Source organism: Pseudomonas hydrolytica (genome assembly GCF_021495345.1).
Lineage (GTDB): Bacteria > Pseudomonadota > Gammaproteobacteria > Pseudomonadales > Pseudomonadaceae > Aquipseudomonas > Aquipseudomonas hydrolytica.
The window spans coordinates 788,336-802,784 of record NZ_CP099397.1 but is presented as its reverse complement, the minus strand read 5'-3'; the positions used below and the strand labels follow the sequence as shown (position 1 = coordinate 802,784).

At 66.1% G+C, this 14,449-nt stretch carries 12 protein-coding genes; all 12 read left to right on the top strand.

Annotation, left to right across the window (positions count from 1 at the left end):
* Positions 1 to 115: 115 nt before the first annotated feature.
* Positions 116 to 3,745 carry an urea carboxylase gene (gene uca / locus L1F06_RS03675; protein ID WP_129482816.1) on the top strand — a complete coding sequence of 1,210 codons (3,630 nt, stop codon included), beginning with the start codon at positions 116 to 118 and terminating at the stop codon, positions 3,743 to 3,745.
* A gap of 1 nt (position 3,746) precedes the next feature.
* Positions 3,747 to 4,469, top strand: a complete 723-nt coding sequence (locus tag L1F06_RS03670) for a GntR family transcriptional regulator (RefSeq protein ID WP_090427762.1) — start codon at positions 3,747 to 3,749, stop codon at positions 4,467 to 4,469.
* A gap of 74 nt (positions 4,470 to 4,543) precedes the next feature.
* A complete protein-coding gene (gene urtA / locus L1F06_RS03665) occupies positions 4,544 to 5,809 on the top strand; it encodes an urea ABC transporter substrate-binding protein (protein WP_011920882.1) in 1,266 nt (421 codons plus the stop codon).
* Positions 5,810 to 5,963: 154 nt separating this feature from the next.
* On the top strand, positions 5,964 to 7,532 hold the full coding sequence (urtB, locus tag L1F06_RS03660) for an urea ABC transporter permease subunit UrtB (RefSeq protein ID WP_129482815.1): 1,569 nt from the start codon (positions 5,964 to 5,966) through the stop codon (positions 7,530 to 7,532).
* Positions 7,532 to 8,638, top strand: coding sequence for an urea ABC transporter permease subunit UrtC (gene urtC / locus L1F06_RS03655; protein WP_129482814.1), 1,107 nt, complete (start codon positions 7,532 to 7,534; stop codon positions 8,636 to 8,638). Before urtB ends, urtC begins: the two co-directional genes overlap by 1 nt.
* The gene (urtD, locus tag L1F06_RS03650) at positions 8,635 to 9,477 is read left to right on the top strand and encodes an urea ABC transporter ATP-binding protein UrtD (RefSeq protein ID WP_129482813.1); all 843 of its coding nucleotides are present in this window, start codon (positions 8,635 to 8,637) and stop codon (positions 9,475 to 9,477) included. Before urtC ends, urtD begins: the two co-directional genes overlap by 4 nt.
* Before the next feature lie 88 nt (positions 9,478 to 9,565).
* Positions 9,566 to 10,264, top strand: a complete 699-nt coding sequence (gene urtE / locus L1F06_RS03645; RefSeq protein ID WP_129482812.1) for an urea ABC transporter ATP-binding subunit UrtE — start codon at positions 9,566 to 9,568, stop codon at positions 10,262 to 10,264.
* 237 nt (positions 10,265 to 10,501) lie between these two features.
* Positions 10,502 to 11,338 carry an urease accessory protein UreD gene (locus tag L1F06_RS03640; RefSeq protein WP_129482811.1) on the top strand — a complete coding sequence of 279 codons (837 nt, stop codon included), beginning with the start codon at positions 10,502 to 10,504 and terminating at the stop codon, positions 11,336 to 11,338.
* A gap of 185 nt (positions 11,339 to 11,523) precedes the next feature.
* On the top strand, positions 11,524 to 11,826 hold the full coding sequence (ureA, locus tag L1F06_RS03635) for an urease subunit gamma (protein ID WP_003246897.1): 303 nt from the start codon (positions 11,524 to 11,526) through the stop codon (positions 11,824 to 11,826).
* A 3-nt stretch (positions 11,827 to 11,829) separates the two neighbouring features.
* Complete coding sequence (locus L1F06_RS03630) at positions 11,830 to 12,330, top strand: GNAT family N-acetyltransferase (RefSeq protein ID WP_129482810.1); 501 nt, start codon at positions 11,830 to 11,832, stop codon at positions 12,328 to 12,330.
* 7 nt (positions 12,331 to 12,337) lie between these two features.
* Entirely contained in the window at positions 12,338 to 12,643 is a 306-nt protein-coding gene (locus L1F06_RS03625; protein WP_011920876.1) for an urease subunit beta, read from the top strand.
* An 87-nt stretch (positions 12,644 to 12,730) separates the two neighbouring features.
* Positions 12,731 to 14,431, top strand: a complete 1,701-nt coding sequence (ureC, locus tag L1F06_RS03620) for an urease subunit alpha (RefSeq protein ID WP_129482809.1) — start codon at positions 12,731 to 12,733, stop codon at positions 14,429 to 14,431.
* Positions 14,432 to 14,449: the final 18 nt, after the last annotated feature.

Below are 14,449 nucleotides of genomic sequence, written 5' to 3'. Positions count from 1 at the left end.
AGCAGGGGACAGGGTGGCGTGCATGCCCCCTCTCCCTAGCCCTCTCCCCGAGGGGAGAGGGAACAGATCAGCGCCTGCCCGCACATGCGCGCAGCAAGCCAGGAGGCCGCAACAGATGTTCCATACCGTCCTGATCGCCAACCGTGGCGAGATCGCAGTCAGAGCCATCCGTACGCTCAAGCGCCTGGGCGTGAAAAGCGTGGCCGTCTACTCCGACGCCGACCGCAATGCCCAGCACGTACGCGACGCCGATATCGCCATCGCCCTGGGCGGCGACAAGCCGGCCGACAGCTACCTGCGTATCGACAAGATTCTCGCCGCGGCGCAGGAAACCGGTGCCCAGGCGATCTACCCCGGTTACGGCTTTCTCTCGGAGAGTGCCGAGTTCGCCGATGCCTGCGAAGCCGCCGGGATCGCCTTCGTCGGCCCTACGCCTGCGCAGATTCGCGAGTTCGGCCTCAAGCACCGCGCCCGCGAACTGGCCGCCCAGGCCCAGGTGCCGATGGCGCCGGGCACCGGCCTGCTGCAGAGCCTGGCAGAAGCACTGAGCGCCGCCGATAGCATCGGGTACCCGGTGATGCTCAAGACCACCGCCGGCGGTGGCGGCATCGGCCTGACCCGCTGCAGCGACGCCGCCGCGCTGGCCAGCGCCTACGACAGCGTCAAGCGCATGGGCGAGCAGTTCTTCAGCGATGCCGGGGTGTTTCTCGAGCGCTTCGTCGATCAGGCGCGCCACGTCGAAGTACAGATTTTCGGCGACGGTACCGGCCGCGTCGCCGCCCTCGGCGAACGCGACTGCTCGCTGCAGCGGCGCAACCAGAAGGTGGTCGAGGAAACCCCGGCACCCAATCTGCCGCAGGCCACCCGCGAGCGCCTGCACGCCGCCGCCGTGCAACTGGGCGAGTCGGTGCAATATCGCAGCGCCGGCACCGTGGAGTTCATCTATGACGCCGCCCGTGACGACTTCTACTTCCTCGAAGTGAACACCCGGCTGCAGGTCGAGCACCCGGTCACCGAGATGGTCACCGGCCTCGATCTGATCGAATGCATGCTGCGCGTGGCCGCAGGCGATGCGCTGGACTGGGCCGCGCTGAACCGCGCCCCGCAGGGCGCCGCCATCGAAGTGCGGATCTACGCCGAAGACCCGCTGAAGAACTTCCAGCCCAGCCCGGGCGTACTCACCGACGTGCACTTCCCCGCCGACGTGCGCGTCGACGGCTGGGTCAGCACCGGCAGCGAGGTCTCGGCCTTCTATGACCCGATGATCGCCAAGCTGATCGTGCATGCTGCCACTCGCGCTGAGGCCATCGCCAAGCTGCAGAAAGCCCTGGGCGAAACCCGCCTGCACGGCATCGCCAGCAACCTCGATTACCTGCGCCAGGTGGTGGCCGACGAGCGCTTCGCCAAAGGCGAAGTGTGGACGCGTCTGCTCGACAGCTTCACCTTCAAGGCCAGCGTGATCGAAGTGCTGGAGCCCGGCACCTACTCCAGCGTGCAGGACTACCCGGGCCGTCTCGGCTACTGGGATATCGGCGTGCCGCCGTCCGGGCCGATGGACGACTTCGCCTTCCGCCTGGCCAACCGCATCGTCGGCAACCATGCCGAGGCCGCGGGCCTGGAATTCACCCTGCAAGGCCCGACGCTGCGCTTTCACAGCGATGCACTGATCGCCCTGACCGGCGCCGATTGCCCGGCCACCCTGGACGATGCGCCGGTGGCCTACTGGCAGCCAATCGAGGTCAAGGCCGGCCAGGTGCTCAAGCTGGGCCGCGCGCTCAGCGGCTGCCGCACCTATCTCGCGGTGCGCAATGGCCTGGACGTGCCGCTGTATCTGGGCAGCCGCTCCACCTTCGCCCTCGGCCAGTTCGGCGGCCATGCCGGGCGCACCCTGCGCACCGCCGATATGCTGGCCATCTCCCAGCCCGAGCTGGCGGCCTGCACCACGCCCGCGCCAATCGCCCCGCCACAGGCGGCGCATCCGAGCCTGATCCCAAGCTACGGCAGCACCTGGAACATCGGCGTGCTCTATGGCCCACACGGCGCGCCGGACTTCTTCACCGCAGAAGCCATCGAGGAATTCTTCGCCGCCGAATGGGAGGTGCACTACAACTCCAACCGCCTCGGCGTGCGTTTGAGCGGCCCAAAACCGAGCTGGGCGCGGGCCGACGGCGGTGAAGCCGGCCTGCACCCGTCCAATGTGCACGACTGCGAATACGCCATCGGCTCGATCAACTTCACCGGCGACTTCCCGGTGATCCTGACCAAGGACGGCCCCAGCCTCGGCGGTTTCGTCTGCCCGGTGACCATCGCCAAGGCCGAGCTGTGGAAGGTCGGCCAGGTCAAACCCGGCGACAAGCTGCGCTTTCACCCCATCGGTTTCCAGCAGGCGCAGAGCCTGGAGCAGGCGCAACTGGGCAGCATCGAAGCCCTGGCCGCGATCAGCGCGGTGACCCTGCCGGCGCCGTCGCTGCAAGCGGACACCACGGTTTCCGCCACGGTGCTGGCCGAGCTGCCGGCCGAGGGCAGCCGCCCGCGTGCGGTGTATCGCCAGGCGGGCGATGCCTACATCCTGCTGGAATACGGCGACAACGTGCTGGATCTGGCCCTGCGTCTGCGCGTGCACCTGCTGATGGAGGCGCTCAAGGCCGAGCCGCTGCGTGGCCTGGAAGAGCTCGCCCCCGGCGTTCGCTCGCTGCAGCTGCGCTACGACAGCCGCGTGCTGCACCAGCGCACCCTGCTTGACCACCTGCTGCACCTGGAGGAGAACCTTGGTGATGTCGCCGAGCTCAAGGTGCCGACCCGTATCGTCCACCTGCCCATGGCCTTCGAGGACAGCGCCACCCTCGCCGCCCTCGAGCGCTACCGCGAAACCGTGCGCAGCGATGCGCCCTGGCTGCCGAACAACGTCGACTTCATCCAGCGCGCCAACGGCCTGGCCAGCCGCGAGCAGGTCCGCGACATCCTGTTCGACGCCAGCTACCTGATCCTCGGCCTCGGCGATGTCTACCTCGATGCCCCCTGCGCCGTGCCGCTGGACCCGCGCCATCGCCTGCTCAGCTCCAAGTACAACCCGGCGCGCACCTTTACCGCCGAAGGCACCGTGGGCATCGGCGGCATGTACATGTGCATCTACGGCATGGACTCGCCCGGCGGCTACCAGCTGGTGGGCCGCACCCTGCCGATCTGGAACAAGTACGTGAAGAACGCCCAGTTCGAGAACGGCCAGCCCTGGCTGCTGCGCTTCTTCGATCAGGTGCGCTTCTACCCGGTCAGCGAGGCCGAGCTGGATACATTCCGCGAAGCCTTCCGCGAGGGCCGCGCGCAGATCCGCATCGAGCAGACCGAATTCGACTTCGCCGCCTACAACCGCTTCATCGCCGACAACGCGGCCGATATCGCAGCCTTCCAGCGCCAGCAGAAAGCCGCCTTCGATGCCGAAGTCGAGCTGTGGAAGGACGACGATCCGAGCGCCGCACAAGCGCTGACCAGCCCAAGCCATGACGACGCCGATCTGGATGGCCATCTGGTTGCCGCCGAGATGAGCGGCAGCGTGTGGAAGGTGCTGGTCGAGCCCGGCCAGCACGTGGAAGCCGGCACGCCGCTGCTGGTGGTGGAGGCGATGAAGATGGAGCTGGCGGTGACCGCGCCGGTGGCCGGCACGGTCAAGTCGCTGCGCTGCGCCCCCGGCAAGGCGGTGACGCCGGGCGATGCCCTGCTCCTGCTGACCCCGAGCGAGGCGGCCTGAGATGCAACTGGTCAGCCCCGCCAGGCGTGGCAAGGAGCGCCCGGAGAATCTCGCCGAGCGCATCTATGCCCAGCTCAAGGACGACATCTTCGAGTTCCGCCTGCTGCCGGGCGACCGTTTTTCCGAAGGCGAGATCGCCGAGCGCATGGCCGCCAGCCGCACGCCGGTGCGCCAGGCGCTGTATCGCCTGGAGCGCGAGGGTTATCTGGAGGTGTATTTCCGCAGCGGCTGGCAGGTCAAGCCGTTCGATTTCGCCCACTTCGAGGAGCTCTACGAAGTGCGCATCGTCCTCGAACTGGAGGCGGTCAAGCGTCTGTGCGAACGCCCCGCTGGCGAGCTGCCGGAGGCCCTGGAACAGCTGCGTCGCACCTGGATGGTGCAACCCGAGGAGCGCCTGCAGGACGGCCGCGAAGTTTCGCGTCTGGACGAGCGTTTTCACTGCCAGCTGGTGGAAGCAGCCGGCAACCGCGAGATGGCCCGCCTGCACGCCGAAGTCAGCGAAAAGATCCGAATTATCAGGCGCCTGGACTTCACCCAGGGGCCGCGCGTGGAACTCACCTACGAGGAACACGCCCGCATCCTCGGCGCGATCCTGTCGCGTCGCTGCGAAGAGGCACAGCTATTGCTCAAGACCCATATAGAGGTCAGCAAGGCGGAAGTGCGCAAGATCACCCTGCACATGCTGCACAGCGCCCGCCAGCGGGCGCTGCCGGCGCAAGGGTGACGGTATGACCTTTGAATCACTGCCAAACAATAAAGAGCTGTCCACTTACTCAAGATGAGAATGGAGATCGCACCATGCAACGTCGCAGCCTGATCAAGGCCTTTACCCTTTCCGCTTCCATCGCCGCCATGGGCCTGAGCTGGTCCATCCAGGCCGCCGAGACCATCAAGGTCGGCATCCTGCACTCGCTGTCCGGCACCATGGCCATTTCCGAAACATCGCTCAAAGACATGGCGTTGATGACCATCGAGGAGATCAACGCCAAGGGCGGCGTGCTCGGCAAGCAGCTGGAGCCGGTGGTGGTCGACCCGGCCTCCAACTGGCCGCTGTTCGCAGAAAAAGGCCGCCAGCTGCTGACCCAGGACAAGGTCGCGGTGACCTTCGGCTGCTGGACCTCGGTATCGCGCAAATCCGTGCTCCCGGTCTACGAGGAACTCAACGGCCTGCTGTTCTACCCGGTGCAGTACGAAGGCGAAGAGATGTCGCCGAACGTCTTCTACACCGGCGCAGCGCCGAACCAGCAGGCCATTCCGGCGGTGGAATACCTGCTCAGCGAAGACGGCGGCGGCGCCAAGCGCTTCTTCCTGCTCGGCACCGACTACGTCTACCCGCGCACCACCAACAAGATCCTGCGCGCCTTCCTGCACAGCAAGGGCATCGCCGACAAGGACATCGAAGAGGTCTACACCCCCTTCGGCCACAGCGACTATCAGACCATCGTCGCCAACATCAAGAAGTTCGCCGCCGGCGGCAAGACCGCCGTGGTCTCCACCGTCAACGGCGATTCCAACGTGCCGTTCTACAAGGAACTGGCCAACCAGGGTCTGGAAGCCACCGAAGTGCCGGTGGTGGCCTTCTCCGTGGGTGAAGAGGAACTGCGCGGCATCGACACCAAGCCGCTGGTCGGCCACCTGGCCGCCTGGAACTACTTCCAGTCGGTGGAGAACCCGGTCAACGAGAAGTTCGTCGCCGACTGGAAGGCCTACGCCAAGGCCAAGAAGCTTCCGAACGCCGACACCGTGGTGACCAACGACCCGATGGAAGCCACCTACGTGGGCATCCACATGTGGGCGCAAGCGGTCGAGAAGGCCGGCACCACCGACGTCGACAAGGTGCGTGAAGCCATGGCCGGCCAGGAATTCGCCGCGCCGAGCGGCTTCACCCTGAAGATGGACGAGAAGAACCACCACCTGCACAAGCCGGTGATGATCGGCGAGATCCAGGAAGACGGTCAGTTCTCCGTGGTCTGGGAAACCGAAGGCCCGATCCGCGCCCAGCCGTGGAGCCCCTTCATCGAAGGCAACGACAAGAAAGCCGATACCCCGGTGAAGTCGAACTAAGGCAAAAGCCCTCTCCCGCAAGCGGCAACCGCAGTGCCGCTTGTCTCCCCTCTCCCGCTTGCGGGAGAGGGGCGGGGGAGAGGGTCGCCGTAGCCCGGATGCAATCCGGGAAGCTCGCCCCGGACTTCATCCGGGCTACGCCAAGGACACCCTTATGCCCACTGCCATTACCCGAATTCTCCTGAGCCTGCTGCTGTGGCTGCCCCTGGCGGCGCAGGCTGGCGAGGCCGACGATTTCGTCGCTGCCAACGCCGGCAAGCAGGCCAAGCTGCTGCAGGACTGGGCCGCCGCGCCCAATGCCGAACGCCTGCCACTGCTGCAGGCCCTGCAGCAGGGCCGCGTCGGCAGCGATGCCGACAAGCGAGCCTTCATCGAACAGAGCGGCACCTGGCAGGCCGCCGATGGCGCAGCCAAGGCCAACGGCACGCCGCGCAAACTGCGTCTGAACAACCGTCTGCGCGGCCTGCTGGGCGTGGCCATGGCCAGCCATCAGTTGCTCGCTGACGATGCCGCCGCGCGCCTGGCCGCCGCCAAGCAGTTGCAACGCAATACGCCGCCGGCACTGCTGCCGCTGCTGGAAAGCCGGTTGAGCATCGAAGCCGATGAAACCGTGCGGGACGCCATTACCCTGGCCCTGGCCAACCTGCAGCTGGAGGCCAGCGACCCGACCGTGCGCCTGGCCGCCGTGGAGCGCCTCGGCAAGACCGGCGACCCGCTGGCCCGCACGCGTCTGCAAAGCCTGCTCGATGGCGAGGAAAGCGATGCCGCCGTGCGCGCCGCCGCCGAGAAAAGCCTGGCCCAGGTGAAGAACAAACTGCTGATCGGCGAACTGCTCGGCCAGGCCTTCAGTGGCCTGTCGCTGGGTTCGATCCTGCTGCTCGCCGCCCTGGGTCTGGCCATCACCTTCGGCTTGCTCGGGGTGATCAACATGGCCCACGGCGAGATGCTGATGCTCGGTGCCTACACCACCTATGTGGTGCAGCTGAGCTTCCAGCGCCTGGCCCCCGAATACCTCACGCTCTACCCGCTGGCCGCGCTGCCCATCGCCTTTCTGGTCACCGCCTGCATCGGCATGGTGCTGGAGCGCACGGTGATCCGCCATCTCTACGGCCGCCCGCTGGAAACCCTGCTGGCCACCTGGGGTATCAGCCTGATCCTCATCCAGCTGGTGCGCGTCACCTTCGGCGCGCAGAACGTCGAGGTGGCCAACCCCGCCTGGCTGTCCGGCGGCGTGCAGGTGCTGCCCAACCTGGTGCTGCCGTACAACCGCATCGTCATCATCGGCTTCGCCCTGTTCGTCGTGGTCCTTACATGGCTGCTGCTGAACAAGACGCGCCTGGGCCTGAACGTGCGCGCGGTGACGCAGAACCGCAACATGGCCGCCTGCTGCGGCGTGCCCACCGGGCGCGTGGACATGCTCGCCTTCGGCCTCGGTTCGGGCATCGCCGGCCTCGGCGGCGTGGCGCTGAGCCAGATCGGCAACGTCGGTCCGGACCTGGGTCAGAGCTACATCATCGACTCCTTCCTGGTGGTGGTGCTCGGCGGCGTCGGCCAGTTGGCCGGTAGCGTGCTGGCGGCCTTCGGCCTGGGCGTGGTGAACAAGTTCCTCGAACCGCAGATCGGTGCGGTGCTCGGCAAGATCCTCATCCTCGCGCTGATCATTCTGTTTATTCAGAAACGCCCGCAGGGTCTGTTCGCACTGAAAGGAAGGGTGATCGACTGATGACCATGCCACTGAATCCCATGCCTGTTAACAAGAGCCTACTGGCCCGCGCCAGCGCCAAGCTCGGCCCACAGGTTTCGCTGGCCATCGGCCTGCTGGTGCTGGCCGTGCTGCTCGCCATGCCGCTGCTGCACCTGCTGCCGTCCGATCATGCCCTGCACGTCTCTGCCTACGCCCTGACGCTGGTGGGCAAGATCCTCTGCTACGCCATCGTCGCCCTGGCGCTGGACCTGGTCTGGGGCTACGCCGGCATGCTGTCGCTGGGCCACGGCCTGTTCTTCGCCCTCGGCGGTTATGCCATGGGCATGTACCTGATGCGCCAGTCGGCCGGCGACGGGCTGCCGGCCTTTATGAGCTTCCTGGCCTGGAGCGAGCTGCCCTGGTACTGGTACGGCACCTCGAGTTTTCTCTGGGCGATGTGCCTGGTGGTACTGGCGCCCGGCCTGCTGGCCCTGGTGTTCGGTTTCTTCGCCTTCCGCTCGCGGATCAAGGGCGTGTACTTCTCGATCATGACCCAGGCGCTGACCTTTGCCGGCATGCTCTTGTTCTTCCGTAACGAAACCGGCTTCGGCGGCAACAACGGCTTTACCGGTTTCACCCGCATTCTCGGCTTCGACATCACCGCGCAGGGCACCCGTGCCGCGCTGTTCTTCGCCACCGTGGTGCTGCTGGTGGGCAGCCTGTACCTGGGCTTTCGCCTGGCGCGCAGCAAGTTCGGCCGCGTGCTGACCGCCCTGCGTGACGCCGAGAACCGCCTGATGTTCTGCGGCTACGATCCGCTCGGCTACAAGCTGTTTATCTGGGTGCTATCCGCTGTGCTGTGCGGCCTGGCCGGCGCGCTGTACGTGCCCCAGGTGGGCATCATCAACCCCAGCGAGATGGCGCCGACCCAGTCCATCGAAGCCGCCGTGTGGGTCGCCCTCGGTGGTCGTGGCACGCTGATCGGTCCGCTGCTCGGCGCCGGTATCGTCAACGGCATGAAGAGCTGGTTCACCGTGGCCTTCCCCGAGTACTGGCTGTTCGCCCTGGGCGCGCTGTTTATCGTCGTCACCCTCTTTCTACCCAAGGGAATGATCGGCCTGCTGAAGAAGGAGAAGGATCAATGAGAGCCACTCCCCTGCCCGAGACCATGCTCGAAGCCGCCTTCGACCCCACCGGCCTGGCGCTGGATACCGGCAAGAACGTCGGCAAGGGCGTCAACGTCCGCCATGGCACCATCCTCACCCTGGAAGACATCAACGTCAGCTTCGATGGCTTCAAGGCGCTGACCAACCTGACCCTGTACATCGGCGTCGGTGAGCTGCGTTGCATCATCGGCCCCAACGGCGCCGGCAAAACCACCATGATGGACGTGATCACCGGCAAGACCCGCCCGGACAACGGCGTCGCCTACTTCGGCGAACAGTACGACCTCACCAGCATGAGCGAGGTGCAGATCGCCCAGGCCGGCATCGGCCGCAAGTTCCAGAAGCCCACGGTGTTCGAAGCGCTGACGGTGTTCGAGAACCTGGAGCTGGCGCAGAAGACCAACAAGTCGGTGTGGGCCAGCCTGCGCGCCAGGCTCAACGGCGAGCAGAAGGATCACATCGAGGAAGTGCTGAGCACCATCCGCCTGGAAGCCTCGCGCCATCGCCCGGCCGGCCTGCTTTCCCACGGCCAGAAGCAGTTCCTCGAGATCGGCATGCTGCTGGTGCAGGAGCCGCACCTGCTGCTGCTCGACGAGCCGGTGGCGGGCATGACCGACGCCGAAACCGAGTTCACCGCCGAGCTGTTCAAGTCCCTGGCACGCAAGCACTCGCTGATGGTGGTCGAGCACGACATGGGCTTCGTCGGCTCCATCGCCGACCACGTCACCGTGCTGCACCAGGGCAGCGTGCTGGCCGAAGGCTCGCTGGAGCAGGTACAGAACGACGAGCGGGTGATCGAGGTTTATCTGGGTCGCTGACAGTCGGTGCGCACAGCGCACCCTACCCGGCGCGGTGCATTTCATCCCGTAGGGTGCGCCGCGCGCACCGCATGCTAAGGACATCGATATGCTGCAAGTCCAACAACTCCACCAGTATTACGGCGGCAGCCACATCCTCCGTGGCCTGTCGTTCGACGTGAAGGTCGGCGAGGTCACCTGCCTGCTCGGCCGCAACGGCGTGGGCAAGACTACCCTGCTCAAGTGCCTGATGGGCCTGATCCCGGCCAAGGACGGCCATGTGCAATGGGAAGGCAAGGCCATCACCACCTACAAGCCGCACCAGCGCGTACACGCCGGCATCGCCTACGTGCCCCAGGGCCGCGAGATCTTCGGTCGCCTGACGGTGGAAGAGAACCTGCTGATGGGCCTGTCACGCTTTCCCGGCAGCCAGGCCAAGGAAGTGCCGGCGTTCATCTACGAACTCTTCCCGGTGTTGCGCGAAATGAAGCATCGCCGTGGCGGCGACCTGTCCGGTGGTCAGCAGCAACAGCTGGCCATCGGCCGCGCCCTGGCCAGCCAGCCGCGCCTGTTGATCCTCGACGAACCCACCGAAGGCATCCAGCCCTCGGTGATCAAGGAGATCGGCGCGGTGATCAAGAAGCTCGCCGCCCGTGGCGACATGGCCATCCTGCTGGTGGAGCAGTTCTACGACTTCGCCGCCGAACTGGCCGACCAGTACCTGGTGATGAGCCGCGGCGAGATCGTCCAGCAGGGCCGCGGCGAGAACATGGAAGCCGAGGGCGTACGCGGACTGGTGGCCATCTAGTAGGGTGCGCCCCGCGGTCCTCTCAAGGCATAGGGACCCTGCTGCCGCTCGCAGGCGGGGTTCGCACGGCGGACGGTTACCGCGAACGTCTCGCTGCCCTGGTGCGCACGGCCTAGGCGGCCCCGCGACACCCTACGTGGGTGTGTGGCCGCATGCCGCGCCACACGCACCGAATTGGTTCGAGGCACGCCTCTTGCTTGCCCACTCGGTCAACTATTGCGTGGAACCTGCCCTGCCATGAATCTGCCTGCCGCCCTGTTCACGCCCAGCTGGCCCGCCGAGCTGGAGCTGGCTTACGCGCGCCACGGCGAACGCACCACGCCGGTGCGCAGGCGCCATCTTGGCCCTCTCCGGGTGCAGAAACACCTCCACGCCGAGGGGCCGGAGGTGTGCCAGCACATCATCGTCCACCCGCCCGGCGGCATCGCCGGTGGCGACCGCCTGGACATCTCGGCCCATGCCGGCGAACGCACCTGGGTGCAGCTCACCAGCCCCGGCGCAGCCAAGTGGTACCGCGCCGCCGGCGTCGCCCGCCAGGATCTGCGCCTGCGCGTCGAGGCCGGTGCCACCCTGGAATGGCTGCCGCAGGAAACCATCGTCTATGCCGGCGCCCAGGCCGAACTGCACACGCAGATCGAGCTGCACGGCGACGCCCGCCTGCTGTACTGGGATATCGTCGCCCTCGGCCGCCCCGCCGCCGACGAGCGCTTTGCCAGCGGCCACTTTCAGGCCGCGCTGGATGTTCGCCGTGACGGCAGGTTGCTGTGGCACGAGCGCCAGCGCGTGAGCGGCGGCGACGGCCTGCTCGACTCGCCCATCGGCCTGAACGGCCAGCCGGTCTTCGCCACCCTGCTGGTCAGTGGCGAGGTGGACAGTGATTTACTCGAGCGCTGCCGCGAACTGAAGATCGAAGGCGTACGTGGCGATCTCAGCCAGCTCGCGGGCCTGCTGGTCGCCCGCTGTCTGGCCAGCGAAGCACTCAAGGGGCGTGCCTGGCTGATCGCCCTGTGGCGCCTGTTGCGCCCGGCCCTGCTGGGGCGCGAGGCGGTGCCGCCGCGAATCTGGAGTACCTGAGCACAACGAACAGGTAGGAGCCGGCTTGCCGGCGATCAGCAGAGGCCTAATCGCCGGCAAGCCGGCTCCTACAAATTGCATTACAGCCACGCCAGAGTGGAACAGCGCACGCCGCTGTCCACCAAGCGACCGAAGCACCATTGCGGACAGGGCACAGCCTTGCCCGCTCCAAGACTGGAGCCGTCATGGATTTGTCACCAAGAGAAAAAGACAAACTGCTGATCTTCACCGCCGGCCTGGTGGCCGAGCGCCGTCTGGCCCGAGGGGTCAAGCTCAACTACCCGGAAGCCATGGCCTATATCTCCGCCGCGCTGCTCGAAGGCGCGCGCGACGGCCAGACCGTCGCCGAGTTGATGCACTTCGGCACCACCCTGCTGAGTCGCGAGCAGGTGATGGAGGGCGTGCCGGAGATGATCCCGGAGATTCAGATCGAAGCCACCTTTCCCGACGGCACCAAGCTGGTGACCGTCCACCAGCCGATTGCGTGATTCATGAGTTATTCGATAGTGAATGCCGGCGAAGCCGATCTGCCCGGAATCCTGGCCATCTACAACGACGCCGTGCAGCACACCACGGCGATCTGGAACGAGACCCTGGTGGACCTGGCCGACCGCCGCGCCTGGCTGGCCGAACGCACGGCGGCCGGCTTTCCCGTGCTGGTCGCGCATGACGCCGCCGGCGAGGTAGTCGGCTACGCCAGCTACGGCATCTGGCGCACCATCGAGGGCTTTCGCCACACCGTCGAGCACTCGGTCTACGTACGCGCCGACCAGCGCGGTCAGGGTCTGGGCCCGGCGCTGATGCAGGCGCTGATCGAGCGCGCTCGGGTCGCCAACCTGCACGTCATGGTCGCCGCCATCGAGTCGAAAAATGCCGCCTCGATTCGCCTGCACCAGCGCCTCGGCTTCATCACCACCGGGCAGATGCCCCAGGTCGGCCGCAAGTTCGGGCGCTGGCTGGATCTGACCTTTATGCAATTGATTCTGGAGTGAGCAACCCATGATTCCCGGCCAATACCAGATTGCCGACGGCGAGATCGAGCTCAATGCCGGCCGCCGCACCCTGACCCTGTCCGTGGCCAACAGTGGCGACCGGCCGATCCAGGTCGGCTCGCACTATCACTTCTTCGAGACCAACGATGCGCTGATCTTCGATCGAGCATCCACGCGAGGTATGCGCCTGAACATCCCCGCCGGCACCGCGGTGCGTTTCGAACCTGGGCAGAGCCGTGAGGTGGAACTGGTCGATCTGGCCGGCGCGCGCCGGGTGTTCGGCTTCGCCGGCCGGGTGATGGGCGATCTTTGAGATACCAATTTTCGTAGGGTGCGCCGCGCGCACCAGCAACGACACAGATAGCAACGGTGCGCACAGCGCACCCTACGGGACGAGCCAATGAAGATCAGCAGACAAGCCTATGCCGACATGTTCGGCCCCAGCCTCGGCGACAAGGTGCGCCTGGCCGATACCGACCTGTGGATTGAAGTCGAGAAGGACTTCACCACCTACGGTGAAGAAGTAAAATTCGGCGGCGGCAAGGTGATCCGCGACGGCATGGGCCAGGGCCAGCTGTGCGCCGCCGACGTGGTCGACACCCTGATCACCAACGCCCTGATCATCGACCACTGGGGCATCGTCAAGGCCGACGTCGGCCTCAAGGACGGACGCATCGCCGCCATCGGCAAGGCCGGCAACCCGGATATCCAGCCCGACGTGACCATCGCCATCGGCGCCGGCACCGAGGTGATCGCCGGCGAGGGCATGATCCTTACCGCGGGCGGCATCGACACCCATATCCATTTCATCTGCCCGCAGCAGATCGAAGAGGCGCTGATGAGCGGCGTCACCACCATGATCGGCGGCGGCACGGGACCGGCCACCGGCACCAACGCCACCACCTGCACCTCGGGGCCCTGGCACATGGCGCGCATGCTGCAGGCCGCCGACGCCTTCCCGATGAATCTGGGCTTCACCGGCAAGGGCAACGCCTCGCTGCCGGAGCCCTTGATCGAACAGGTCAAGGCCGGCGCCATCGGCCTGAAGCTGCACGAGGACTGGGGCACCACCCCGGCGGCCATCGACAACTGCCTGAGCGTGGCCGACCAATACGATGTGCAGGTGGCGATCCACACCGACACCCTGAACGAGTCCGGCTTCGTCGAGACCACCCTGGGCGCCTTCAAGGGCCGCACCATCCACACCTACCACACGGAGGGCGCCGGCGGCGGCCATGCGCCGGATATCATCAAGGCCTGCGGCTTCCCCAATGTGCTGCCCAGTTCCACCAACCCGACCCGGCCCTTCACCCGCAACACCATCGACGAGCATCTGGACATGCTGATGGTCTGCCACCACCTCGACCCGAGCATCGCCGAGGACGTGGCCTTCGCCGAGAGCCGTATCCGCCGGGAAACCATTGCGGCAGAAGACATCCTCCACGACCTCGGCGCCTTCTCCATGATCAGTTCCGACAGCCAGGCCATGGGTCGCGTCGGCGAGGTGATCACGCGTACCTGGCAGACCGCCGACAAGATGAAGAAACAGCGCGGCGCCCTGCCCGAGGACGCCCCCGGCAACGACAACTTCCGCACCAAGCGCTATATCGCCAAATACACCATCAACCCGGCGATCACCCATGGCATCAGCCATGAAGTGGGCTCGATCGAAGTGGGCAAGTGGGCGGATCTGGTGCTCTGGCGCCCGGCCTTCTTCGGCGTGAAGCCGACGCTGATCCTCAAGGGCGGGGCGATTGCCGCCAGCCTGATGGGCGATGCCAACGCCTCGATCCCGACACCGCAGCCGGTGCATTACCGGCCGATGTTCGCCAGCTACGCCGGCAGCCGCCATGCCACCAGCATCACCTTCATCAGCCAGGCCGCCTTCGACGCCGGCATGCCCGAGCAGCTGGGTCTGAAGAAGAAGATCGGCGTGGTCAAAGGCTGCCGCGAGGTGCAGAAGACCGACCTGATCCATAACGGCTACCTGCCGAACATCGAGGTCGATCCACAGAACTATCAGGTCAGGGCCGACGGCCAGTTGCTCTGGTGCGAGCCGGCCGAGGTGCTGCCGATGGCGCAGCGGTATTTCCTGTTCTGACGCAAAAGCCGGGCGTTA